This is a genomic window from Microterricola pindariensis (genome assembly GCF_002936985.1).
GTDB lineage: Bacteria > Actinomycetota > Actinomycetes > Actinomycetales > Microbacteriaceae > Microterricola > Microterricola pindariensis.
The window spans coordinates 41,823-63,852 of record NZ_MPZN01000018.1; the positions used below are offsets into that span (position 1 = coordinate 41,823).

Consider the following 22,030-nt stretch of genomic DNA (forward strand, 5'->3'; position numbering starts at 1 on the left):
CCCAGCCGAGAGACGAAGGAGCACAGATGAGCATCCCAGCAATGGAGCCCGTCGGCCAGCCAATCAGCCTCCGCGCGCACGTCGAGAAGGCGCTGTCCTCTGCGATCATCTCGGGCGAGCTCGCGCCGGGCACCATGCTGACCGTGCCGACGCTGGCCGCGCAGTTCGACGTCTCGGCGACCCCGGTGCGCGAGGCGATGCTCGATCTGGAGGGGCGCGGCTTCGTGGAGTCGGCCCGCAACAAGGGCTTCCGCGTCACCGAGATGAGCGAGGACGCGCTGCGCGAGCTGGCCGAGGTGCGCCTGTTGCTCGAGCCGCCGGCCATGGAGCGGCTCGCGGGCAGCTTCCCGCTCGAGCAGCTCGCCGCCTTCGAGGAGCTGGCCGAGCGGATCACCGCCGGTGCCGAGGCGGGCGATCTGCGCGCCTATCTGGAGGCCGACATGCAGTTCCACCTCGACCTCACCCGGCTGCTCGGCAACACCCTGCTCGTCGACACCGTCGCGGAGCTGCGCTCGCGCACCCGCTTGCTCGGTCTGGCCTCGATGCTGGAGAGCAAGAAGCTCGGCGACTCCGCCGCCGAACACGCCGAGCTGCTCGGCTACCTGGCCTCCGGCGATGCCCAGGCCGCACGCGATCTCATGCGCCGCCACATCGCGCACACGACCGGCTGGTGGTCGGGGAACCCCGAGTCAGAGCAGGGCTCCTAGACCGATTCCGCCCGCCGTTTTGGGCGGGATACCAGGGACAGCAGGTCGTTCTCACGTTCCCCATTGGCAAAATCAACAATATGTGACATATTACTAAAACGAGTCGCAGCAGCGGGTCGCAGAGAACGACAAGCCTCAGAGAGGAGGCGCAATGCCGCTCGGTACCCTCCGTGCCACCGCCCACCACGCGGGTGCGCGCTCCGCCGACGTCATCGTCATCGGTGCCGGGATCATCGGCGCCGCCTGTGCTCGCTCTCTCGCCCGCTCCGGCCTCTCGGTGATCGTGCTCGAGCGCTCCGCCGCAGCCAGCGGCACCAGCGCCAAGGGCGAGGGCAACCTGCTCGTCTCCGACAAGGGCCCGGGCGCCGAGCTGCGCCTGGCCCAGTACGCCGGCTCGCTCTGGCCGAGCGTCGTCGCCGAGCTGCGCACGGAGCTCGGCCCCGACTTCCCCAGCCTCGAGTACGAGCGCAAGGGCGGCCTGGTCGTCGCGACGACGGATGCCGGAGCCGCGCCGCTGCTCGCATTCGCCGCCGGCCAGCGTGCCGCGGGCGTCGACGCCCTCCCCGTCGGCATCGAGGAGGCCCTCGAGCTGGAGCCCGAGCTCAACCCGGCCGCCACGGCCGCCGTCTTCTACCCGGATGACGCCCAGGTGCAGCCCGTCGCGGCCACCGAGGCGCTGCTGGCATCCGCCCGGCGCTCCGGTGCCACCGTGCACATCGACGCCCGCGTGACCGGGGCGATCCGCAGCCAGCTCCACCCGGACACGGTCACCGGCGTGCGCACCACCGCCGGCGAGTTCCACGCCCCCCACGTCATCGTGGCCGCCGGGCCCTGGAGCGGAGAGGTCGCAGAGGCGCTCGGCGTCAGCCTCCCTGTGCGCCCGCGGCGCGGCATGGTGCTCGTGACCACGCGCATGCCGCACCGCATCTTCCACAAGGTCTACGACGGCGACTACTTCGGGGCCACGCAGTCCAGCGACGCCGCGTTGCAGACGTCGAGCGTCGTCGAGTCCACCGCGGCCGGAACCGTGCTGATCGGCTCCAGCCGCGAGCAGATCGGCTTCGACGAGCGCCTGCGGGTCGAGGTGCTGCGCGGCATCGCGGCCAAGTCGCTGCGGCTGTTCCCCTTTCTCGAGAATGCGAGCATCATGCGCACCTACGGTGGCTTCCGGCCGTTCATGCCCGACCACCTGCCGGTGATCGGCGCCGACCACCGCGCCCCGGGCCTCTGGCACGCCAGCGGCCACGAGGGCGCCGGGATCGGCCTCTCCCTCGCGACCGCCGAGATCCTCGCCGCCCAGCTGCTCGGCACGACACCGCCGACGGATGCCGCGCCGTTCTCGCTGGCGCGGGCATCGCTCGCCCCCCACCTCGGCAGCGCCGCCTGATGGCCGCCCGACTGCTGCCGGCCGGCAACGACCCGATCCGCCCGGGCGCGACGCGCGCCCTCTCCCTCTCCGTCGACGGCGAGCCCATCGACGGCGTCGAGGGGCAGAGCATCGCGGGCGTCATTCTCGCGTCCGGCCGGCTGAGCTGGCGGCGCACCTCGAGCGAGGGCAAGCCGCGCGGGCTGTTCTGCGGCATCGGCGTCTGCTTCGACTGCATCGTCACCGTGAACGGGGAGCGCGACGTGCGCGCCTGCCAGCGCCGCGCCGCAGACGGCGACGTGGTCCAGAGCCAACACGACGCCCTGCCGGAGGTGCGCGCATGAGCCACCGCAGCGTTCTCGTCATCGGTGCCGGCCCGGCCGGGCTGGCCGCAGCGCGCGCCGCGCGGGCGGCCGGCGCCAGCGTCACGCTGCTCGACTCCTCCGACTACCTCGGCGGCCAGTACTGGCGGCACCTGCCCGCGGCCCGCCCGGCCGGCAACGAGAAGGTGCTGCACCACGGCTGGTCGACGTTTTCCGCGCTCCGCCGGGAGCTCGAGGCGGATGCCGGCTGCGAGATCGTCCTGGGCGCGCAGGTCTGGGCGCTCGAGACCGCCCACGGAGCCGAGGCACCCACCGTCCACGCCCTGATCGGCCCCGTTGACGGCATCCGCCGCTCTGGCCGCAGCTTCACCGCCGACGCGCTCGTGCTCGCCACGGGCGCACACGACCGCACCCTGCCGTTCCCCGGCTGGGACCTGCCCGGCGTCTTCACCGCCGGCGCCGCCCAGGCCTTCGCCAAGGGCGAGCGGGTGGCCGTCGGGAGTCGCGTCGTCGTCGCCGGAGCCGGGCCGTTCCTGCTTCCCGTCGCCGCGTCGCTCACGCAGAGCGGAGCCCGCGTGCTCGGCGTCTACGAGGCCAACGGCATCGGCCGGCTGCTGCGCGGCTGGCTGCCCCGGCCCTGGCGCCTGCTCGGCGCGTCGAAGAAGGCCGGCGAGGCGCTGGGCTACCTGCGCAACCACCTCGGCAACCGGATCCCGTACCGCACCGGCCAGGCCGTCATCGCGGCGCACGGCACCGACCGGGTCGAGGCGGTCACCATCGCCAAACTCGACGCCGAGTGGCGCCCGATCCCGTCGACGGCCAGGCGCGTGAGCGCCGACGCCGTCTGCGTCAGCCACGGCTTCACCCCGCGCCTCGAGCTGCCGATCGCTGCCGGCTGCGCCCTCGACGCCGACCGCTTCGTGACCGTCGACGGCCGCCAGGCCACGACGACGGCGAGCGTCTACGCGGCCGGAGAGATCACTGGCATCGGCGGCGTCGACGCCGCCCTCGCCGAGGGCCAGATCGCCGGGCACTGCGCGGCGGGAGGGCACCAAGGCGACCCGGTCGTGAAGGCGGCGGTAGCGGCGCGAGCCACCTTCACCGACTTCGCCTCCCGGATCGAGGCCGCCCACGGCATCCGCCCCGGCTGGACCGCCTGGCTGCACGAGGACACCCTCGTCTGCCGCTGCGAGGAGGTCAGCTACGGCCGGCTCTGCAGCGCGGCCAGCGCCACCGACTCGGCCAGCCTGCGCTCGCAGAAGCTGAGCAGCCGGGCCGGGCTCGGCATCTGCCAGGGCCGGGTGTGCGGCCGCACCGTCGAGCAGATCCTCGCCGCCGAGCGGCCGGGCGGCATGCGCGACGGGGCGAGCACCGACCGCCGCCCCATCGTCGCCCCCGTGCGCATCGGCGAGCTCGCCGCAGCGGCGGCGGACCAGACCTCTTCACCCACGCTCATCAGCACAGAACGTCCGTAGAAAGGACAACCATGACCGACACAACAATCGATCTGGGCGGCGTCGTCGTCGCCACGACCCTCGCGTTCAAGGAAGACGCCTCTGCCCCCGCCGGCCTCGCCGTCGACTGGGAGAAGTTCGCGGAGCACTGCAACTTCCTGATGGAGAACGGATGCCGCGGCGTCGGCCCGAACGGCTCGCTCGGCGAGTACGAGGCCCTCACCGATGAGGAGCGCCGCAAGGTCATCCAGGTCGCCGTCGAGGCCGTCGCCGGCCGCGGCGTCGTGGTCGCCGGCGTGCACGGCGTCGGCTGGCACCAGGCCGTCAAGTGGGCCCAGTACGCCAAGGAGGACGGCGCGGACGGCGTGCTGCTGCTGCCGCCGACCATGTACAAGTCCAACGACGACGAGATCTTCCTGCACTATAAGAAGGTGGCGGAGGTCGGCCTGCCGATCATGATCTACAACAACCCCTTCTCGATGAAGGTCGACATGTCGCCGCAGCTCATCGCGCGCCTCGCCACCATCCCCGGCGTCGTCGCCGTGAAGGAGTTCTCCACCGACATCCGCCGCGTGCTCGAGATCAAGGAACTCTGCGACCTCGACGTCATCTGCGGCGCCGACGACCTGCTCTTCGAGTCGCTCGTCGCCGGCGCGGACGGCTGGTTCGCCGGCTACCCGAACGCCTTCCCGAAGGAGGCCGTCGAGATCTACGACCAGGTCAAGGCCGGCAACATCGCCGAGGCGCTCGAGCTGTACCGCCACCTGATCACGGTGTTCCGCTGGGACACCAAGATCGAGTTCGTCCAGGCCATCAAGCTCTCGATCGACATCGCCGGGCAGAGCTACGGCGGCGTCACCCGCCCGCCGCGCGGCCCGCTGAGCGCCGAGCAGGAGGCACAGGTGCGTGCCGACACCCAGAAGGCACTGGACTACATCGCCAGCCGCTAACACCAGCAACACGGATGCCGGCCGGGCACGCGCCCGGCCGGCATCCGCCCCCGACGTCACACCGCAACAGAACCAGCCCCTGGAGGACACATGCGTTCCACTCGACTGATCAGCGCCGTCGACTCGCACACGGAGGGCATGCCCACCCGGGTGGTCACCGGCGGCGTCGGCGTCATCCCGGGCGCGACCATGAACGAGAAACGCCTCTACTTCATGGAACACCTCGACCACATCCGGCAGTTCCTGATGAACGAGCCGCGCGGCCACGCCGCCATGAGCGGGGCCATCCTGCAGCCCGCGACGCGCGAGGACTGCGACTGGGGCGTCGTCTACATCGAGGTCTCCGGCTGCCTGCCGATGTGCGGCCACGGCACGATCGGCGTCGCCACCGTGCTCGTGGAGACCGGCATGGTCGCGGTGCAGGAGCCGGTCACGACGATCCGCCTCGACACCCCGGCCGGCCTGGTGATCGCCCGCGTCGCGGTCAGCGACGGGCACGCCGACTCGGTCACGATCGAGAACGTGCCGAGCTACGTCGACCGGCTCGACGCCACGATCGAGGTGCCGGGCCTCGGCACCGTGCCGTACTCGCTCGCCTTCGGCGGCAACTTCTACGCCATGGTCAACCTCGACGACGTCGGCCTCCCCTTCGACCGGAGCAGGCACCAGGAGGTCACCGCAGCCGGCCTCGCCATCATGGAGGCCATCAACGCGGGGGACCCGCCCCGGCACCCGTCCATCGACGGCGTCGACCACTGCCACCACGTCGAGTTCATCGCCCCCGGCTCTGACGCGACGCTCTCGCGGCACGCCATGTCGATCTACCCCGGCTGGTTCGACCGCTCCCCGTGCGGAACGGGCACCTCGGCCAGGATGGCCGAGCTCTGGGCGCGCGGCGAGCTGCCGCTCGGCCAGGACTTCACGAACGAGTCCTTCATCGGCAGCCGCTTCGTCGGCCGGCTCATCGCCGAGACCGAGGTCGACGGCCGCCCGGCCGTCATCCCGACGATCACCGGCCGCGCCTGGGTGACCGGCATCGGCCAGTACATGCTCGACCCCAGCGACCCCTTCCCCACCGGCTTCCAGTTCTAGGAGAATCCCATGACCAACACACTCTCTGAGGCGCGTCGCGCCGAACTGGACACCGTCGCCGCCCGCGCGGACGCGGCGGCCGCGCCCTATGCCGCCACCGCGCCGGGCGAGCGGGCCGCCGCGCTCGTGGCCGTGGCCGGCACCCTCGCCGCGCACGCCGCCGAGCTCGTCGCGCTCGGCATGGCGGAGACGGGCCTCACCGAGGCGCGGCTGAACGGCGAGCTCACCCGCACCGCGGTGCAGCTGCGCCTCTTCGCCGACGTCGTCAGAGACGGCGGCTACCTCGACGCCCGCATCGACGCGGCAGACGGCGACTTCGTGCTCGGCGCGCGCCCCGATGTGCGCCGGGTGCTCACCGCGCTCGGACCCGTCGTCAACTTCGCCGCGAGCAACTTCCCCTTCGCGTTCTCCGTGGCCGGCGGCGACACGGCCGCGGCCCTGGCGGCCGGCTGCCCGGTGATCCTCAAGGGGCACTCCGGCCACCCGCGCCTCGGCGCGCGCACGGCCGAGCTCGTCGCGGCCGCCCTCGACGGCGCCGGGATGCCGGACGGCACCTTCCAGTTCATCCTCGGCCAGCAGGAGGGCGTCGCGATCCTGCAGGACCCGCGCGTGCGCGCCGGATCGTTCACCGGCTCGATCCCGGCCGGCCGCCTGCTCGCCGACATCGCCGCCGCCCGCCCGGCTCCCATCCCGTTCTTCGGCGAGCTCGGCAGCCTGAACCCCGTGTTCGTCACGCCGGCCGCCATCGCCGAGCGGGGCGCGGCCATCGCCGCCGGCTACGTCGCGAGCGTCGCCGGCTCGGCCGGGCAGCTCTGCACCAAGCCCGGCTTCGTCTTCGTGCCGGCCGGGCACGGCCTGGCCGCCGCCCTCTCGGATGCCGCGGAATCCGTCGCCCCGCACCGCCTGCTGAACCCGCGCATCGCGGCCGGCTTCGGCGCACGGCGCGCCGAGATCTTCCAGACGCCGGGCGTCAGCGTGCTGGCCGAGGGCGAGCTGAACGAGGACCAGGACGGGCAGGGCTGGGCCACCGTCACGATCGTCTCCGTCTCGGCGGAGACGCTGCGCGCGCAGCGCGAGCGGCTGCTCGAGGAGGCCTTCGGCCCGCTGTCGATCCTCGTCGAGTACCCGGCGGACGCGGACCTCGCCGGCCTCGTCGCCGAGCTGTTCGAGGGCAACCTCACCGCCACGGTGCACATCGGGGCGGGGGAGGACTCGGCCGAGCTGCGCGAGCTGGTGCGTGTGCTGAGCGGCCACGCCGGCCGGGTGCTGTTCGACGGCTGGCCGACCGGCGTCGCCGTCACCCCCGCGATGCAGCACGGCGGCCCGTGGCCGGCCACCACGAACGACTCGAGCACCTCGGTGGGCACTGCGGCCATCTCGCGCTTCCTGCGCGGCGTCGCCTACCAGGGCACCCCGCAGGCGCTGCTGCCGGCGCCGCTGCAGGACGCGAACCCCTGGAACGTGCCGCAGTCCTTCGCGCCCGCTGGGCAGTCGCGCAGCTGGGGCTCCGCCTCGTAGCGGCGCGCCCAGGCTGGCTAGGTCACGATTCGGCCCGGATGCTAGCCAGCCTCGGTCCAAATATGTAACATGTCACTTACTACAGGTGCCAACCGGGTGCCCATATTCAACGATGAACATGGTGAAAGATGACGAAGCTTTTCAAGAGTGCAATTGCCATCGTCGGCACAGTCGCGATTCTCTCCACCGCGGCCTGTTCGACACCTGGAGACGGCGGCACAGACAGCCAGGGCGCGACCGGCGGGACGCTCAAGGTCCTCGCCAACGGCGACGTCGACCACCTCGACCCGCAGCTCACGGCCTACGTCCCCGTGGCCGGCGTCATGCACGCGATCTCGCGCTCGTTGATCGGATACCCGACGGTCGAGGACCCGGACGCCCGCATCGTGCCGGAGGGCGACCTCGCCGCCGCGCTCCCCGAGGCCAGCGCAGACGGCCTGACCTACACCTTCACCCTCCGCGACGGCGTGAGCTGGGGTGCCCCTGACGGCGCCCGCCCCCTCGTCGCCAACGACTTCGAGCGGGGCATCAAGCGCCTGTGCAACCCGCTGATGTCCGGCGCCATGCTCGGCTACTTCCAGTTCCTGATCGAGGGCATGGACACCTTCTGCACCGGCTTCGCCGATGTCGCACCGGATGCCGCCTCGATGAAGGACTACATCGAGAACAACGACATCAGCGGAATCGAGTCGCCGGACGAGAAGACGATCGTCGTCACGCTCACCGAGCCGGCGAGCGACTTCATTTACATGGTCTCGCTCGACGCAGCGGCCCCCGCGCCGATCGAGGCGCTGGACTACCTGCCCGACTCGCCGGAGTACCGCGCCAACTTCGTCGCGAGCGGCCCGTACACGGTCGAGAGCCACAGCCCGGACGCGCTCCTCGTGCTGAAGCGCAACGACGCGTGGAGCGCCGACTCCGACACGCTCCGCAAGGCATACGTCGACCGCATCGAGATGACGATGGGCGTCGAGGGCGACTCCGCGATGCAGCAGCTGCAGGCCGGCTCCGCCGACCTGCTCTTCGACATCCAGCCGAGCCCGGCCAACATCCAGCAGCTCAAGGCCGTGAACGACACGAAGCTGAGCACGATGCCCAACGGCGGCGTCGACCAGTTCATGTGGATCAACACCAAGACCTCCAACAACGGCGGGGCGCTGCAGGACATCCGCGTGCGCCAGGCACTGCAGTACGCGGTCGACAAGGCAGCCGTCATCCAGACCATGGGCGGCGAGGAGCTGGCCGCGGTCAACAACGGCATCTTCGGGCCTGGCATCGTCGGCTACCTGCCGTACGAGCCGTACCCCACCACCGGGTCCAAGGGTGACCCCGAGAAGGCGAAGGCCCTCCTCGCCGAGGCCGGCTACCCGAACGGCCTCACGCTCAAGTTCCCGTACCGCAACCTCGGCCTGCAGCCCGACATCGCCCAGACCGTGCAGTCCAGCCTCGAGAAGGCCGGCTTCACGATCGAGCTCACCCCGGTGCCGCCGACCGACTACTACGCCAACCTCATGACGAACCACGACAACGCCGTCAACGGCGTGTGGGACATCGCACTGGTCGGCTGGTCGCCGGACTGGCAGGGCGGCGCGGCCCGCTCGGTCTTCCAGCCGCAGTTCACCTTCAACGGCACCCCGCAGGCGTACAACTACCTCGACTACAACAACGACGAGGCGAACGAGTACGCCAAGCAGGCCCTGCTGGCGACGAGCCCCGAGGAGGCTGCCGCGCTCTGGCACAAGGTCGACGAGAGCGTCCTCGCCGACGCCGTGATCCTGCCGATCGCGTCGCGCCTCAAGGCGAACTACCACAGCGACCGGGTCGTCGGCTTCACGCCGTACGCGCTCAGCCAGAACGGTGACTGGACGAACGTGCAGCTCAAGAAGTAGCCCGGTCGAACCGGATCGTCTGAGTACACCTGGTGCCGGGCGGGAGACCCCCGCCCGGCACCGCACTATCAGCAAAGAGGCCGCTAGCGATGCCGATTCTCGAAGTACAGAACCTGACCGTACGGATCCCGACGGAAGACGGCACGGTGCACGCCGTCCAAGACGTGTCGTTCAGCGTCGAGCCCGGCGAGTTCTTCGGGATCGTCGGCGAATCCGGCTCGGGCAAGAGCGTCATGGTGCAGTCGGTCATGGGCCTCGTCCCGGCCGCCGAGACGTCCGGGCGGGTCTTGTTCGACGGCGTCGACCTGCTCGCACTCGACGACAACGGCCTGCGCAGCATCCGCGGCCGCGCGATCAGCATGGTGTTCCAGGACCCGCTGAGCAGCCTGCACCCGCAGTACACGATCGGCTGGCAGATCGTCGAGCAGATCCAGGCGCACGAGAAGGTGAGCCACGCGGATGCCAAGGCCCGCGCGATCGAGATGCTCAAGAAGGTCAAGATCCCCAACGCCGAGAAGCGCTTCGACTCCTACCCGCACCAGTTCTCGGGGGGCATGCGGCAACGCGTCATGATCGCGATGGCCCTCGTCCTGAAGCCGGCGCTGGTCATCGCCGACGAGCCGACGACCGCGCTCGACTCCACGGTGCAGGCCCAGATCCTCGACCTGCTCGACGAGATGCGGCGCGAGCTCGGCACCACCATCCTCATGATCAGCCACGACCTCGGCGTGCTCCGGCGCGTCGCCGACCGGGTGATGGTCATGTACGCCGGGCGGCGGATGGAGACCGGCGCGGTCGAGGCCGTCTTCGCCGCACCGGCGCACCCGTACACGGCCGGCCTGCTCCGCTCCTCCTCGTTCAACCGGGAGCCGGGGACGAGGCTCATCCCGATCGCGGGCAAACCGCCGAGCCTGCTCGCTCCCGGGCCGGGCTGCCCGTTCGCGGCGCGCTGCCCCGACGTGTCGGCGGCGTGCTCCGCGCCGCCGCCCACCCGCCGCTACGACGACGGCGTCGAGGCACAGTGCTGGCTCGAGGAGGCCCCGAGCGAACTCGCCGAACCGGCATCCGCGATCTCGACGGCCATCGACCTCGACCTCGGGCACGCCGCGGCCCCGGCAGAGGTGCCGATCGCGGAGGTCTCGGGCCTCGAGCTCAGCTTCGCCGTCGGCAAGCGCGCCGAGGCGCACGTGCTGAAGGGCATCGACCTCACGGTCAGGCGGGGAGAGACGCTCGGGCTGGTCGGCGAGAGCGGCTGCGGCAAGACCACCCTGGCGCGCGTCATCGCCGGGCTGGAACTGCCGACCGGCGGCACCGTCACCTTCGACGGTCGGGACGTCTCCTCGCTCTCCAAGCGGGAGTGGCGCCAGCTGCGCACCCAGGTGCAGCTGGTGTTCCAGGACCCGTTCGGCTCGCTGAACCCCCGGCGCCGCGTCGGCTCGATCATCGGCGACCCGTTCCGCATCCACAAGGTCTCCTCCGGGCAGGAGCGGCTGCGCAGCGTGCAGCAGCTGATGGAGCTCGTCGGCCTGAACCCCGAGCACTACAACCGCTTCCCCTCCCAGTTCTCCGGCGGCCAGCGGCAGCGCATCGGGATCGCCCGCGCACTCGCCCTGAACCCCGAGCTGATCATCCTCGACGAGCCCGTCTCGGCGCTGGACGTGTCGATCCAGGCGCAGGTGCTGAACCTGCTCGACGACCTGCAGAAGGAGTTCGGCCTGACCTACCTCTTCATCTCCCACGACCTCTCCGTCGTGCGGCACGTCTGCGACCGGATCGCGGTCATGGACGGCGGGCGGATCGTCGAGCTCGGCGACGCGCAGAGCATCTACGAGCGGCCGCAGCACGAGTTCACCAAGGTGCTCCTCGCCGCCGCCGCCCGCGAGGTGGCACCGGAGCGGGGCACAGTGCGCAGCCTCGTCGAGAGCATCCCGGCCGGAGAGCGGGTGGCGGCATGACGATCCTCCCGAAGACGCCCAGCCGCGCCGCCCGGGAGGCGGCCGCCGTCGTCCAGCGCAGCTCGACCTCGCTGACGCTGCGCCGGCTCGTGCGCGACCCGGCGAGCCTCGTCTCGATGCTCGTCATCGTGCTGATCTTCGCGTTCGCGCTGGCCGCCCCGCTGATCGCCGAGCTCACCGGCCACGGCCCGACCGAGCAGTTCCGCGAGACCGGTCTGAGCCCGGCCGGGATCCCGGTCGCCCCGAACAGCGAGTTCCTGCTCGGCACCGACCAGCTCGGCCGCGACATGCTCGTGCGACTCGCCTACGGCGCGCAGATCTCGCTGCTCGTCGGCGTGGTCGCCTCGCTCTTCGCGGCCGGCATCGGCATCACCGTCGGGCTCACCGCCGGCTTCTTCGGCGGGGCGACGGACACCGTGCTCAGCCGGGTGATGGACCTCGTGATGAGCATCCCGTTCCTGCTCTGCGCGATCGCGCTCGTCTCGGTGCTCGGGCCGAGCCTGACGCTCAGCATCGCGGTGATCGTCTTCTTCAGCTGGACCGGCCTCGGCCGCGTCATCCGCGGCCAGGTGCTCGCCCTCAAGCACCGCGAGTTCGTCGAGGCGGCGCGCTCGCTCGGCGCCAGCGGGTTCTCGATCATGTACCGCGACGTGCTGCCCAACCTGATCGTGCCGATCCTCATCTACACCACCCTGATGATCCCGAGCGCGATCGTCTTCGAGGCGACGCTGTCCTTCCTCGGGCTCGGCATCGTGCCGCCGACGCCCAGCTGGGGCGGCATGCTCGCGGACGCCGCGAACAACTCGCTCTACCTGGTCGCCTGGTGGATGGTCATCGTGCCCGGCACGGCCCTTCTCGTCACGACGCTCTCCTTCAACCTCCTGGGCGACGGGCTGCGCGACGCCCTCGACCCGACCAGCGCGAGAGGCGGCAAGTAATGCTGTTCCGCTTCCTTCTGCCCCGCATCGGCTTCGGCCTGCTGGTGCTGTTCCTGCTCAGCATCTTCGTGTTCGTGCTGTTCTACGTCTCGCCGTCCGACCCGGCCCGCATCATCGCCGGAGACAAGGCGACCGAGGCGCTGATGGAGCAGATCCGCGTGAAGCTCGGGCTCGACCAGCCGATCTACGTGCAGTACCTGAAGTTCGTCGGCGGGCTGTTGCAGGGCGACCTCGGCTACTCCTACCGCAGCAACGTGCCCGTCGCCGACCTCATCGTCGCGCGCATCCCGGCGACGCTGTCGCTCGTCTTCGGCGGCATGGTGCTCTGGCTGGCGATCGGCATCCCGATCGGCATCAGCTCGGCCAAGCGGCCCGGCAGCCTGCGCGACCGCATCGGGCAGTCGTTCGCCATCATCGGCATCAGCTTCCCCACCTTCGTCCTCGGCATGGTCGCGCTGTACACGCTGTACTTCCTGCCCACCCGCTTCGGCGTCATGCTGTTCCCGCCGAGCGGCTACGTGCCGCTCACGGCGGGGGTCGGGCAGTGGGCGTGGCACCTGATCCTGCCGTGGACGACGCTCGCGCTCGTCGTGGCGGCCGTATACGCCCGGCTCACCCGGGGACAGATGCTCGAGGTGCTCGGCCAGGACTACATCCGCACGGCCAGGGCCAAGGGGCTGAGCGAGCGCCGGGTGATCTACCGGCACGCCTTCCGCAGCGCCATGCCCCCGCTGGTCACCCAGCTCGGCATCGACATCGGGCTGCTGCTCGGCGGCGTGATCGTGATCGAGCAGGTCTTCGGCCTGCTCGGGCTCGGCAGCCTGGCCGTGACCTCGGTGAACAACCAGGACCGACCCGTCGTGATCGCGATCGTGCTGCTCGGCGGCGTCTTCGTGGTGACCGTCAACATCATCATCGACACCCTCTACGCCCTGATGGACTCGCGCGTGCGCACCTCCGGCCGGGCCTGATCGGAGCACGCATGAGCACCGCAGCACACGCCACGGCCGCGGCCACAGCCGCCGAGTACACGATCGCCGACGGCATCCTCGTGCGCGACCACCGCATCACGGTGCCGGTGGACTGGGGCAACCCGGAGTCGGGGGAGAGCATCGAGTTCTTCGCCCGCGAGCTCGTCGACGGTGCCAGGCGGCACGAGAAGCTGCCGCTGCTGGTGTACCTGCAGGGCGGGCCGGGCGGCAAGTCTCCGCGGCCGACCGGCAGGGAAGGGTTCCTGCGGGCCGCGCTCGGCCGCTTCCGCGTCATCCTCCCCGATCAGCGCGGAACCGGGCGCAGCAGCGCCGTCACCGCGCACACCATGGAGCGGTTCCCCGGCGGCGAGGAGGGCGCAGACTACCTGCGCCACTTCCGCGCGGACTCGATCGTGCGCGACCTCGAGGCGCTGCGCGCGCAGGTGTTCGGCGGCGAGCGCTGGTGGACCCTCGGCCAGAGCTACGGCGGGTTCCTGACGCTGCACTACCTCTCCACCGCGCCGGAGGCGATCATCGCCTCGGCCGTGGCCGGCGGGCTGCCCAGCATTGAGCCCTCGGCCGACGAGGTCTACCGGCGCACCTACCCGCGCGTGCTCGAGAAGAACGAGCGCTTCTACGCCCGCTTCCCCGGCGACCGGGAACGGGTGGCCAGGGTCGCGGATGCCGTCGCGGCCGGCGGCGTGCTGCTGCCCGACGGCGACACCCTCACCGTGCCGCGGCTGCAGAGCCTGGGGCTCGACCTCGGCATGAAGCCGGGCGCCGACCGTCTGCACTGGATCTTCGACGAGGCGTGGTCGGACACGGCGGAGACCCGGCTGTCCGAGACGTTCCTCTCGGCCGTCCGCGCGCGGACGGCCTTCGACACCAACCCGCTCTTCGCCGTTCTGCAGGAGAGCATCTACGGCGGGGAACCGGCCCGCTGGGCCGCGCAGCGTGCCCTCGCCGCGCACCCGCAGCTCGACCCGTCCGCCCGGCCGCTGCACTTCACGGGCGAGATGATGTACCCCTGGATGTTCGAGCAGATCCGTGCGCTCCGCCCGTTCCAGGCCGCGGTCGAGCGGCTGATGGCCAGGGAGGACCCGATCGAGCTGTACGCGCTGCCCCGGCTCGCGGCCAACGAGGTGCCGGTCGAGGCCGTGGTCTACCACGACGACATGTACGTGGATGCCGGCCTCTCGCTGCAGACGGCCGGCCGGGTCGGCGCCCTGAACGCCTGGGTCACCAACGAGTTCGAGCACGACGGCCTGCACGGCGACGACGTGGCGGAGCGCCTGTTCGGGCGTCTGGCCGGCCGGGTCGGCTAGCAGGGCGCGCTCGTCGGGAACGTCATCGAAACGTGACCATGAGGCGCGAACGGGGGATGCCGGAAAGCGCCCACAAATGTAATATGTCACACAGTAGATGTGCCTCGGGCCCATCGAATCCGACGATCCAAAGTTGTATCCCGGAAGGAACTTCATGACTCTTCGCAGCTCACGCGGTATCTCACGCGTCCTGATTCCCGCGGCCCTGTTCGCGAGCGCGGCCCTCGTCCTCACCGGCTGTTCCGGTGGGCTCGGCGGCGGCGGCGAGGCCGGCGGCGACAGCTCCGGCCCCATCAAGATCGGCATGCTGGCCCCGTTCTCCGGCTCCGAGTCTGCGTTCGGCGTGTACATGGAGAACGGCGCGCAGATGGCCGTCGACGAGCTCAACGCCGACGGTGGGGTCGACGGGCGCCAGCTCGAGCTCATCACCGAGGACGACGCCTGTGATGCAACGGCATCCGTCGCCGCCGCCAACAAGCTCGTCACCGCGGGCATCGTCGCCTCGGTCGGCGGGTACTGCTCCGGCGCCACCCTGCCGACGCTGCCGATCTTCAACGATGCGGGCATCCCCATGGTGATCCCCGCCGCGAACTCCAACAAGTTGGTGGAGGCGGGCCTCGACGGCGTGTTCCTGATCAACGGCACCGGCACCCAGCAGGCAGCCGCGACGCTCAAGTACGCGCTGAAGTCCGGCGCCACCCGCGTCGCCGTGCTGAACGACAACACCGACTACTCCAAGGACCTCGCCAGCACCTTTGTCGAGATGGCCAAGGCCGACGGCACCATCGAGGTCGTGCTCGACCAGTCGGTGACCCCGGGCGAGAAGGACTACTCGGCCAACGTCAACAACGTGATCACCTCCAAGCCCGACTTCGTCGTCTGGACCGGCTACTACCAGGAGGGTGCGCTCATCACCCGCCAGCTGATCGACGCCGGCTACAGCGGCCCGATCCTGGTGGGCGACGGCAGCGTCGACAAGAAGTTCGCCGAGATCGCGGGCGCCGGCTACACCGACAACGTCGTGGGCACCTTCACCCAGACGCCGGACATGCTCGAGGGTGCAGGCGACTGGATCGCCGCATACAAGGAGGCGTTCGGCGCAGAGCCCGGCCCGTACTCGACGCAGTCCTACGACGCCGTACGCGTCGTCGCCGAGGCGATCAAGAATGCCGGCAGCACCGAGACGGATGCCATCATCGCGGCGCTGCGCGGCCTCGACGGCTTCCCGATCTTCTCCGGGCCGCTCACCTTCACGCCGGAGGGCACCCTGACGGAGGGTGGCTTCGCCATCGTCCAGATCGGCCCGGACGGCAGCTTCATTCTCAAGGACGACCTGCAGGGCTAAGTCCATCCGCTGAGGGCGCGGCTCTTCGGGGCCGCGCCCTCCCCGTCCCTTGGGAGCTCCACTCGTGACTGAATTCTTTAGCGATCAGCTCTTCCAGCTGATCTGGAACGGGCTGTTCGTCGGCTCCTTCTATGCCCTCGTCGCACTCGGCTACAGCATGGTCTACGGCATCATCAAGCTGCTGAACTTTGCGCACGGCGACATCTACATGCTCGGATCGTTCATCGCCTTCGTCATCCTGGGCGGTGCCGTCGGCCTCTTCGGGGTCGCCTCGCTGCCGATCCTGCTGATCGTGCTGCTCATCACCATGCTGCTGACCGGCGCGTTCGGCGTGCTGATCGAGAAGGTCGCCTACCGGCCGCTGCGCTCGAGCCCCCGGCTGGCCGTGCTGATCACCGCCGTCGGCGTCTCCTTCACCATCGAGTACGGCGTGCGCCAGATCTTCGGCGCTGACCCGCAGGTGTTCCCCTTCCGGCTGAGCGGGGAGGCATTCAACTTCCTGGGCGCACGCATCTCGACGCCCCAGATCGTGCTCATGGTCATCGCCGGCCTGCTCATGTGGGTGCTGCAGAGCTACATCATGCGCTCCCGCGAGGGCCGCGCGATGCGCGCGATCGCCCTGGACCCGCGCGCGTCGCTGCTGATGGGCGTCAACGTCGACCGCGTCATCTCGCGCACCTTCTTCATCGGCTCCGCGCTGGCCGGCGCGGCCGGCGTGATGGCCGGCACCTACTACGGCTCGATCGACTTCCTGATGGGCTTCACCATCGGCCTCAAGGCGTTCACGGCCGCCGTGATCGGCGGCATCGGCAACATGCAGGGCGCCATGCTCGGCGGCCTCGTGCTCGGCCTGCTGGAGTCCTTCGGCACCTTCGCCCTCGGCGGCGAGTGGCGCGACGTCTTCACCTTCGGCTGCCTCATCCTGTTCCTCTCGATCCGACCGACGGGCATCCTCGGGTCCCGCGTCGTAGAAAGGATGTGACCCGTGGCCGACAAGAACCTGCTCCCGCGGCTGGACCGCCTCACCCGGATCACGGCGCCGCAGCCGCTCTTCAGCCGGCCCCGACCGCTGAGCGGCCTGCTGGCGCCGCAGCGCTTCATGGGCCTGCTGGGCCTGGCCCTGTTCATCGGCGCGCTCGTGCTGCCATTCATCACGGCCTCGCCCTACATCATCTCGATCCTCACCTCGGCGTTCATCTACGTGATGATCGCGATGGGGCTGAACGTGGTGGTCGGCTACGCCGGCCTGCTCGACCTCGGCTACATCGCCTTCGTCGCCGTCGGGGCGTACACCTCCGGCATCCTGTCGACGACCCTCGGCTTCACCATGCTCGAGACGATCCCGTTCGTCGTGCTCGCCTGCATCCTCGCCGGCATCGTCATCGGCGGCCCGACGCTCCGGCTGCGCTCCGACTACCTCGCGATCGTGACCCTCGGCTTCGGCGAGATCATCCGCATTACGGCGACGAACCTGAGCATCACCGGCGGGGCGAGCGGCATCCACGGCATCCCGACCTGGTCGTTCTTCGGCTGGTCCTTCGCCGATGGCGCCGACCTGTTCGGAATCCACTTCAACGCCAAGATCCTGTTCTACTTCTTCGTCGTGATCGTGGCGCTCGGGCTGGCGACTGTCGGCGCCGCGCGCCTGGCCAACGGCAAGCTGGGGCGCGCCTGGAAGTCGGTCCGCGACGACGAGGATGCCTCGGAGGCCATGGGCATCAACGGCTACACCGCCAAGCTCTCCGCGTACATCATCGGCGCGGTCTGGGGCGGCGTCGCCGGCTCGCTGCTGGCCACCCACCTGAGCGCGATCTCGCCGCCCAGCTTCGAGTTCCTCTACTCGGCGCTGATCCTGATGGCGGTCGTGCTCGGCGGCATGGGCTCGACCCCCGGCGTGATCATCGGCGCCCTGTTCGTCTCGCTCGCACCCGAACTGCTGCGCGAGTTCTCCGAGTGGCGCTACCTCCTCTTCGGTGTGCTGCTCGTCGTCGTCATGATCTTCCGCCCGGCCGGTCTCTGGCCGGCCAACTTCGTGCTGCCGTTCCTCAAGCGGCGCCCGGCGGCCGAGCCGGTGTCCACCACCAACATCCCCTGGGCCCAGCAGGCCAAGGAGGAGGCGGAGGCCGAGCAGGAGGAGATCGAGCGGATGTCGGCGGTGACCTCCACCGTCCCCGATTCGATCCCGGATGCCGTGGCGGGCGTCAACGCCATCAGCGACAACCCGGCAGACCAGGAGGAGAACCGATGACCGACACCGTCGCGCCCGCGACCGCCACCGCCCGCGGCGAGCTGCTGCTGCGCGTCTCCGGCCTCGCCGTGCAGTTCGGCGGCATCCGCGCTGTGGACGGGCTGAGCTTCGACGTGCACGAGGGCGAGATCGTCTCGGTGATCGGCCCGAACGGCGCAGGCAAGACCAGCGCGTTCAACTGCATCACCGGCTTCTACCGGCCGACCGGCGGCACCGTGCACTTCGGCGGGGACGACATCACCCGCATCCGGCCCTCGACGATCACCAAGCGCGGCATGTCCCGCACGTTCCAGAACCTGCGCCTGTTCCGTGACATGAGCGTGCTCGACAACGTCAAGACGGCGATGCACAGCAGGCTGCGCGAGAACGTCTTCGACCAGTTGCTGCACACGCCGCGCTACAAGCGCGCCGAGGCGCAGTGCACGCAGGACGCGCGAGGCTGGCTCGACTTCGTCGGCTTCCGCGGCGACGAGGAGCTGTTCGTCACGCAGCTGCCCTACGGCGAGCAGCGGCGGGTGGAGATCGCCCGCGCGCTGGCGACGCAGCCCAGGCTGCTGCTGCTGGACGAGCCGGGCGCCGGCCTGAATCACCAGGAGAAGGCCGAGCTGATGGCGCTCATCCGCCGCATCCGGGATCTGGGGGTGGGCATCGTGCTCATCGAACACGACATGGGGCTGGTGATGGAAGTCTCAGAGCGCATCGTCGTATTGAACTTCGGCAAGGAGATTGCCGACGGATCCCCGGCCGAGATCAAGGCCAACCCGGCCGTCATCGAGGCCTACCTCGGAGCGGAGGAAGACGAATGACCGCACTCGTTCTCGACGGGGTCGAACTGTTCTACCACCGGGTGCAGGCCCTGCGCGGCCTGAGCATCGAGGTCAACCAGGGCGAGATCGTCGCCCTGCTCGGCAACAACGGCGCGGGGAAGACGTCGACGCTGTCGATGATCTCCGGGCTGGTGCGGCCGCGCGCCGGCAGCGTGCGCTGGGGCGACCACGACCTGACCAAGATGACCCCGTGGGACATCGTGGGCGCCGGGCTGCTGCACATCCCGGAGGGGCGGCGCATCTTCTCGACCATGACGGTGCACGAGAACCTGCTGCTCGGCGGCTACCTGGTCAAGGACCAGAAGCTGATCCTGGAGCGGGCGAACTACGCCTACGAGCTGATGCCGAGGCTGGCGGAGCGGCGCGCCCAGCAGGGCGGGACGCTCTCGGGCGGAGAGCAGCAGATGCTCGCCCTCGGCCGCGCGCTCGTCGGCGGGCCCCAACTGCTGCTGCTCGACGAGCCGTCCATGGGCCTGGCCCCGCTCGTCGTCAAACAGGTGATGGAGATCATCGCCGCGGTCAAGGCGCAGGGCACGACGGTGCTGCTCGTCGAGCAGAACGCGCGCGCCGCGCTGCGCATCGCCGACCGCGGCTACGTGCTCGAGTCCGGCGCGGTCACCATGTCCGGCACGGCCGCCGAGCTCGCGGAGGACCCGCGCGTGATCGAGGCCTACCTGGGGGCCTAGCGAGACAGCGGCCGAGAGACACAGCGGCCGAGAGACACAGGAGCGGAGAGGGACAGCGGCCAAGAGACACAGGGGCGGCCCGGCACGAGGTGCCGGGCCGCCCCTGTCGTTCCGCCGCCGGGGCTCAGCGAGCCCGCCGGTGCACCTCGGCGGCGACCACGAGGTCTTCCCAGCCCATCCCCATGCTCTTGAACACGCGCGGCTGGCCGGGGGCCGGCCGCGCCGCCCCGGTGACCAGCGTGTGGATCGGCACGAGCGCGTCGGCGTCCAGTGCGCCCTCGCCGATCGGGATGATGACGTCGCCGGCCTCGCGCAGCGCGGATGCCACATCCTCCACCACAACGAAGCTGCGCGCCATGAGGTCGGAGTCGATCTCGCGCATGAACGGCTCGTGCGAGCCGACGGCCACGACAACGGTCTCGCCCGAGACCAGGGAGCCGTCGAACACCGGCTCGCTCGCCGTCGTCGCGCACACGATGATCGTGGCGCCCGCGGCGTCCGCCGCGCTCCCCACCCGTGCGGCGAAGCCCTCGCCGCGGAGCGTCTCGACCAGGCTCTCCGCCTTCTCGGCCGAGCGCCCGGTGATGATGACCTCGCGGAGCTCGCGCACCGCGGCGACCGCGTGCACATGGCCCCACGCCTGCGGGCCGGAGCCGATGACGAGGAGCGTGGCCGGGCCGGCAGGTGCCAGCGCGTCGACGGCGACGGCCGAGATCGCGGGGGTGCGCAGGGTGGTGAGGGCGGTGCCGTCGAAGAGGGCGATGGGCGTCAGGGTGTCGGAGTCCATCAGCACGTAGATCGCCTGGATCCGCTCCAGCCCCCTGGCCGGGTTCGCCGGGGCGATAGTCGCGAGCTTGACCCCCGCGAAGCCGGCGCCCTCTGCCGGCATCAGCAGCAGCTGGCCGTTCTCCACTTCGGCGAAGGTGCGACCGAGGGCGGCGGCCGGGTCCAGCCCGCCGCGCAGGGCCAGGTCCAGGGCGTGCACGGCTGCGGCAAAGTCGACCGTGCCGAACACCTGGTCCGCGTCGTAGAAGGGCAGCGCGCTCATCGCAGCACGAATCCCGTGCCGAGGGCGTCGCGCTCGTCCAGGGTGAACAGGTGCTCGCCCGTCTTGAACGCCGAGCCGGTGACCTCGGGGACGACCCGGGGCGGGTCGCCCGCGGCATCCGCCGTGCGTTCGAAGCGGGCCGTGAACCGGGTGTCCACGATGGAATCGTGCGTGAGCGTCTCGGCCTCGCCGAGGGTGCCGTCCTCGGCCAGCAGCGCCACGCGCGCCCCGGTGCCGGAGCCGCAGGGGGAGCGGTCGACCTCGCCGTCGGCGAAGACGGTGACGTTGCGCTGGTGCGGGCCGGATGCCGTGCGCGGGAGCTCGTCGAACAGGATCGTGCCGTAGACGCCCGAGAGGCGGGGGTCGGCCGCGTGCTGGGCGAGCGGGGAGTCGTTGAGCAGCCACTTGACCTCGCGGCCGACGGCGATGAGATCGGTGTAGTGCTCCGGCGTGACGCTCAGGCCGACGGTCGAGGCGTCGAGCGAGGCGTAGATCGCGCCGCTGAAGCTCAGGTCCACCTGCACCTCGCCGCGGCTCGTGCGGACGGGCACCGACCGGGCGATGACGTGCGAGGCGACGTTGCGGAAGGTGACCGACTCGATCACGCCGGCCCGCTGGGTGACCCGGGCGACGACTCGGCCGGACGGCACGTCGATGCGCACCTCGGTGTCGCCATCGGGGTTCGACGGCACCCGCCCAGTCTCAACCGCCCAGACGCCGAGCGCGATCGTGCCGTGGCCGCACGCGGTCGAGAAGCCGTCCTTGTGCCAGAACAGCACGCCGAAGTCGGCCCCGTCGTCGTCGGCGGGGGTGATGAAGCCGCCGTACATGTCGGCGTGCCCGCGGGGCTCGTTGCAGAGCAGCTCACGGATGCGGTCGACGCCGTTCTCGTTCGCGATGGCGTTCATGCGCCGGGCACCGACGGTGTCGCCCGGGATCGGGGGCAGCCCCTCGGTGACGATGCGGAACGGCTCGCCGGCCGTGTGGTAGTCCTCGGTGCGGAGGCGCAGTGTGGCGTGCTGGGTCATGCTCCGAGCGTATCGCTTTGATGTGTGACATACCACTGGCGGGGCGGGCATGCCCGCTTCCGCCCCGGGCATGCCGAAGGCCCGGGGCTAAACACACCCACCCGGGATACTTCACCAAGTGTGTGCGCCGCAACCGGGCCTGACAGTACTGCTGTGTGTGAGCCGCGCCGGCGGCCGCTGGGGCCGGGCGCGCTCGTGGAATGCGAGGTATGGGGAGAGCCGGGGCACGAGACATACCCTTGGCACCGGCTCTCCGCATGAGCTGAGCAGATGGTGCGCGCGATGACGCTCGCGCGCGGAAGCGGGGCGGGAACCCGGCAGGCCTAGAGGGCCGAGGGCAACTTAGCCCTGGGCGCGGCG

The 22,030-nt window shown here is 70.5% G+C and carries 19 protein-coding genes; 17 read left to right on the forward strand and 2 right to left on the reverse strand.

Features of this window, described 5'->3' with window-relative positions; translation table 11 throughout:
- Positions 1-26 precede the first annotated feature (26 nt).
- From GY24_RS07440 to GY24_RS07520, 17 genes are all read left to right on the forward strand, one after another.
- Positions 27-707 (forward strand): GntR family transcriptional regulator, encoded by a 681-nt coding sequence (locus GY24_RS07440; RefSeq protein ID WP_104475060.1) that lies wholly within the window; start codon positions 27-29, stop codon positions 705-707.
- A gap of 151 nt (positions 708-858) precedes the next feature.
- Positions 859-2,094 carry an NAD(P)/FAD-dependent oxidoreductase gene (locus GY24_RS07445; protein ID WP_104475061.1) on the forward strand — a complete coding sequence of 412 codons (1,236 nt, stop codon included), beginning with the start codon at positions 859-861 and terminating at the stop codon, positions 2,092-2,094.
- Positions 2,094-2,417: a (2Fe-2S)-binding protein gene (locus GY24_RS07450; protein WP_104475062.1), complete on the forward strand. Its 324-nt coding sequence runs from the start codon at positions 2,094-2,096 to the stop codon at positions 2,415-2,417. Before GY24_RS07445 ends, GY24_RS07450 begins: the two co-directional genes overlap by 1 nt.
- Positions 2,414-3,871 carry an NAD(P)/FAD-dependent oxidoreductase gene (locus GY24_RS07455; RefSeq protein ID WP_104475063.1) on the forward strand — a complete coding sequence of 486 codons (1,458 nt, stop codon included), beginning with the start codon at positions 2,414-2,416 and terminating at the stop codon, positions 3,869-3,871. Before GY24_RS07450 ends, GY24_RS07455 begins: the two co-directional genes overlap by 4 nt.
- Positions 3,872-3,882: 11 nt before the next feature.
- Positions 3,883-4,800 carry a dihydrodipicolinate synthase family protein gene (locus GY24_RS07460; protein ID WP_104475064.1) on the forward strand — a complete coding sequence of 306 codons (918 nt, stop codon included), beginning with the start codon at positions 3,883-3,885 and terminating at the stop codon, positions 4,798-4,800.
- Between the two features lie 90 nt (positions 4,801-4,890).
- Complete coding sequence (locus tag GY24_RS07465; protein WP_104475065.1) at positions 4,891-5,892, forward strand: proline racemase family protein; 1,002 nt, start codon at positions 4,891-4,893, stop codon at positions 5,890-5,892.
- Positions 5,893-5,901: 9 nt separating this feature from the next.
- Positions 5,902-7,410: an aldehyde dehydrogenase (NADP(+)) gene (locus tag GY24_RS07470; RefSeq protein ID WP_104475066.1), complete on the forward strand. Its 1,509-nt coding sequence runs from the start codon at positions 5,902-5,904 to the stop codon at positions 7,408-7,410.
- A 128-nt stretch (positions 7,411-7,538) separates the two neighbouring features.
- Positions 7,539-9,299, forward strand: coding sequence for an ABC transporter substrate-binding protein (locus tag GY24_RS07475; RefSeq protein ID WP_104475067.1), 1,761 nt, complete (start codon positions 7,539-7,541; stop codon positions 9,297-9,299).
- 89 nt (positions 9,300-9,388) lie between these two features.
- The gene (locus tag GY24_RS07480) at positions 9,389-11,254 is read left to right on the forward strand and encodes an ABC transporter ATP-binding protein (protein ID WP_104475068.1); all 1,866 of its coding nucleotides are present in this window, start codon (positions 9,389-9,391) and stop codon (positions 11,252-11,254) included.
- Complete coding sequence (locus GY24_RS07485; RefSeq protein WP_104475069.1) at positions 11,251-12,192, forward strand: ABC transporter permease; 942 nt, start codon at positions 11,251-11,253, stop codon at positions 12,190-12,192. The genes GY24_RS07480 and GY24_RS07485 overlap by 4 nt, the downstream gene beginning before the upstream one ends.
- Positions 12,192-13,163 carry an ABC transporter permease gene (locus tag GY24_RS07490; RefSeq protein WP_233279252.1) on the forward strand — a complete coding sequence of 324 codons (972 nt, stop codon included), beginning with the start codon at positions 12,192-12,194 and terminating at the stop codon, positions 13,161-13,163. Before GY24_RS07485 ends, GY24_RS07490 begins: the two co-directional genes overlap by 1 nt.
- An 11-nt stretch (positions 13,164-13,174) precedes the next feature.
- On the forward strand, positions 13,175-14,488 hold the full coding sequence (locus GY24_RS07495) for an alpha/beta fold hydrolase (protein WP_104475070.1): 1,314 nt from the start codon (positions 13,175-13,177) through the stop codon (positions 14,486-14,488).
- Between the two features lie 154 nt (positions 14,489-14,642).
- Complete coding sequence (locus GY24_RS07500) at positions 14,643-15,833, forward strand: branched-chain amino acid ABC transporter substrate-binding protein (RefSeq protein ID WP_083363000.1); 1,191 nt, start codon at positions 14,643-14,645, stop codon at positions 15,831-15,833.
- Positions 15,834-15,897: 64 nt separating this feature from the next.
- Positions 15,898-16,815 (forward strand): branched-chain amino acid ABC transporter permease, encoded by a 918-nt coding sequence (locus GY24_RS07505; protein WP_083363001.1) that lies wholly within the window; start codon positions 15,898-15,900, stop codon positions 16,813-16,815.
- Between the two features lie 3 nt (positions 16,816-16,818).
- Complete coding sequence (locus GY24_RS07510; protein ID WP_233279253.1) at positions 16,819-18,081, forward strand: ABC transporter permease subunit; 1,263 nt, start codon at positions 16,819-16,821, stop codon at positions 18,079-18,081.
- Complete coding sequence (locus GY24_RS07515; RefSeq protein ID WP_104475071.1) at positions 18,078-18,887, forward strand: ABC transporter ATP-binding protein; 810 nt, start codon at positions 18,078-18,080, stop codon at positions 18,885-18,887. The genes GY24_RS07510 and GY24_RS07515 overlap by 4 nt, the downstream gene beginning before the upstream one ends.
- Complete coding sequence (locus GY24_RS07520) at positions 18,884-19,594, forward strand: ABC transporter ATP-binding protein (protein ID WP_083363003.1); 711 nt, start codon at positions 18,884-18,886, stop codon at positions 19,592-19,594. Before GY24_RS07515 ends, GY24_RS07520 begins: the two co-directional genes overlap by 4 nt.
- 124 nt (positions 19,595-19,718) lie before the next feature.
- Here the strand turns inward: GY24_RS07520 and GY24_RS07525 are convergent, their stop codons facing one another.
- Positions 19,719-20,642: an ornithine cyclodeaminase family protein gene (locus GY24_RS07525; protein WP_104475072.1), complete on the reverse strand. Its 924-nt coding sequence runs from the start codon at positions 20,640-20,642 to the stop codon at positions 19,719-19,721.
- Positions 20,639-21,670, reverse strand: coding sequence for a proline racemase family protein (locus GY24_RS07530; protein ID WP_104475073.1), 1,032 nt, complete (start codon positions 21,668-21,670; stop codon positions 20,639-20,641). Before GY24_RS07530 ends, GY24_RS07525 begins: the two co-directional genes overlap by 4 nt.
- Positions 21,671-22,030: the final 360 nt, after the last annotated feature.

Coding starts and splice junctions, on each gene's coding strand:
- GY24_RS07495 (WP_104475070.1), top strand. CDS start 13,175: ATGAGCACCGCAGCACACGCCACGGCCGCGGCCACAGCCGCCGAGTAC.
- GY24_RS07485 (WP_104475069.1), top strand. CDS start 11,251: ATGACGATCCTCCCGAAGACGCCCAGCCGCGCCGCCCGGGAGGCGGCC.
- GY24_RS07465 (WP_104475065.1), top strand. CDS start 4,891: ATGCGTTCCACTCGACTGATCAGCGCCGTCGACTCGCACACGGAGGGC.
- GY24_RS07445 (WP_104475061.1), top strand. CDS start 859: ATGCCGCTCGGTACCCTCCGTGCCACCGCCCACCACGCGGGTGCGCGC.
- GY24_RS07520 (WP_083363003.1), top strand. CDS start 18,884: ATGACCGCACTCGTTCTCGACGGGGTCGAACTGTTCTACCACCGGGTG.
- GY24_RS07460 (WP_104475064.1), top strand. CDS start 3,883: ATGACCGACACAACAATCGATCTGGGCGGCGTCGTCGTCGCCACGACC.
- GY24_RS07470 (WP_104475066.1), top strand. CDS start 5,902: ATGACCAACACACTCTCTGAGGCGCGTCGCGCCGAACTGGACACCGTC.
- GY24_RS07515 (WP_104475071.1), top strand. CDS start 18,078: ATGACCGACACCGTCGCGCCCGCGACCGCCACCGCCCGCGGCGAGCTG.
- GY24_RS07530 (WP_104475073.1), bottom strand. CDS start 21,670: ATGACCCAGCACGCCACACTGCGCCTCCGCACCGAGGACTACCACACG.
- GY24_RS07440 (WP_104475060.1), top strand. CDS start 27: ATGAGCATCCCAGCAATGGAGCCCGTCGGCCAGCCAATCAGCCTCCGC.
- GY24_RS07500 (WP_083363000.1), top strand. CDS start 14,643: ATGACTCTTCGCAGCTCACGCGGTATCTCACGCGTCCTGATTCCCGCG.
- GY24_RS07450 (WP_104475062.1), top strand. CDS start 2,094: ATGGCCGCCCGACTGCTGCCGGCCGGCAACGACCCGATCCGCCCGGGC.
- GY24_RS07525 (WP_104475072.1), bottom strand. CDS start 20,642: ATGAGCGCGCTGCCCTTCTACGACGCGGACCAGGTGTTCGGCACGGTC.
- GY24_RS07490 (WP_233279252.1), top strand. CDS start 12,192: ATGCTGTTCCGCTTCCTTCTGCCCCGCATCGGCTTCGGCCTGCTGGTG.
- GY24_RS07475 (WP_104475067.1), top strand. CDS start 7,539: ATGACGAAGCTTTTCAAGAGTGCAATTGCCATCGTCGGCACAGTCGCG.
- GY24_RS07455 (WP_104475063.1), top strand. CDS start 2,414: ATGAGCCACCGCAGCGTTCTCGTCATCGGTGCCGGCCCGGCCGGGCTG.
- GY24_RS07480 (WP_104475068.1), top strand. CDS start 9,389: ATGCCGATTCTCGAAGTACAGAACCTGACCGTACGGATCCCGACGGAA.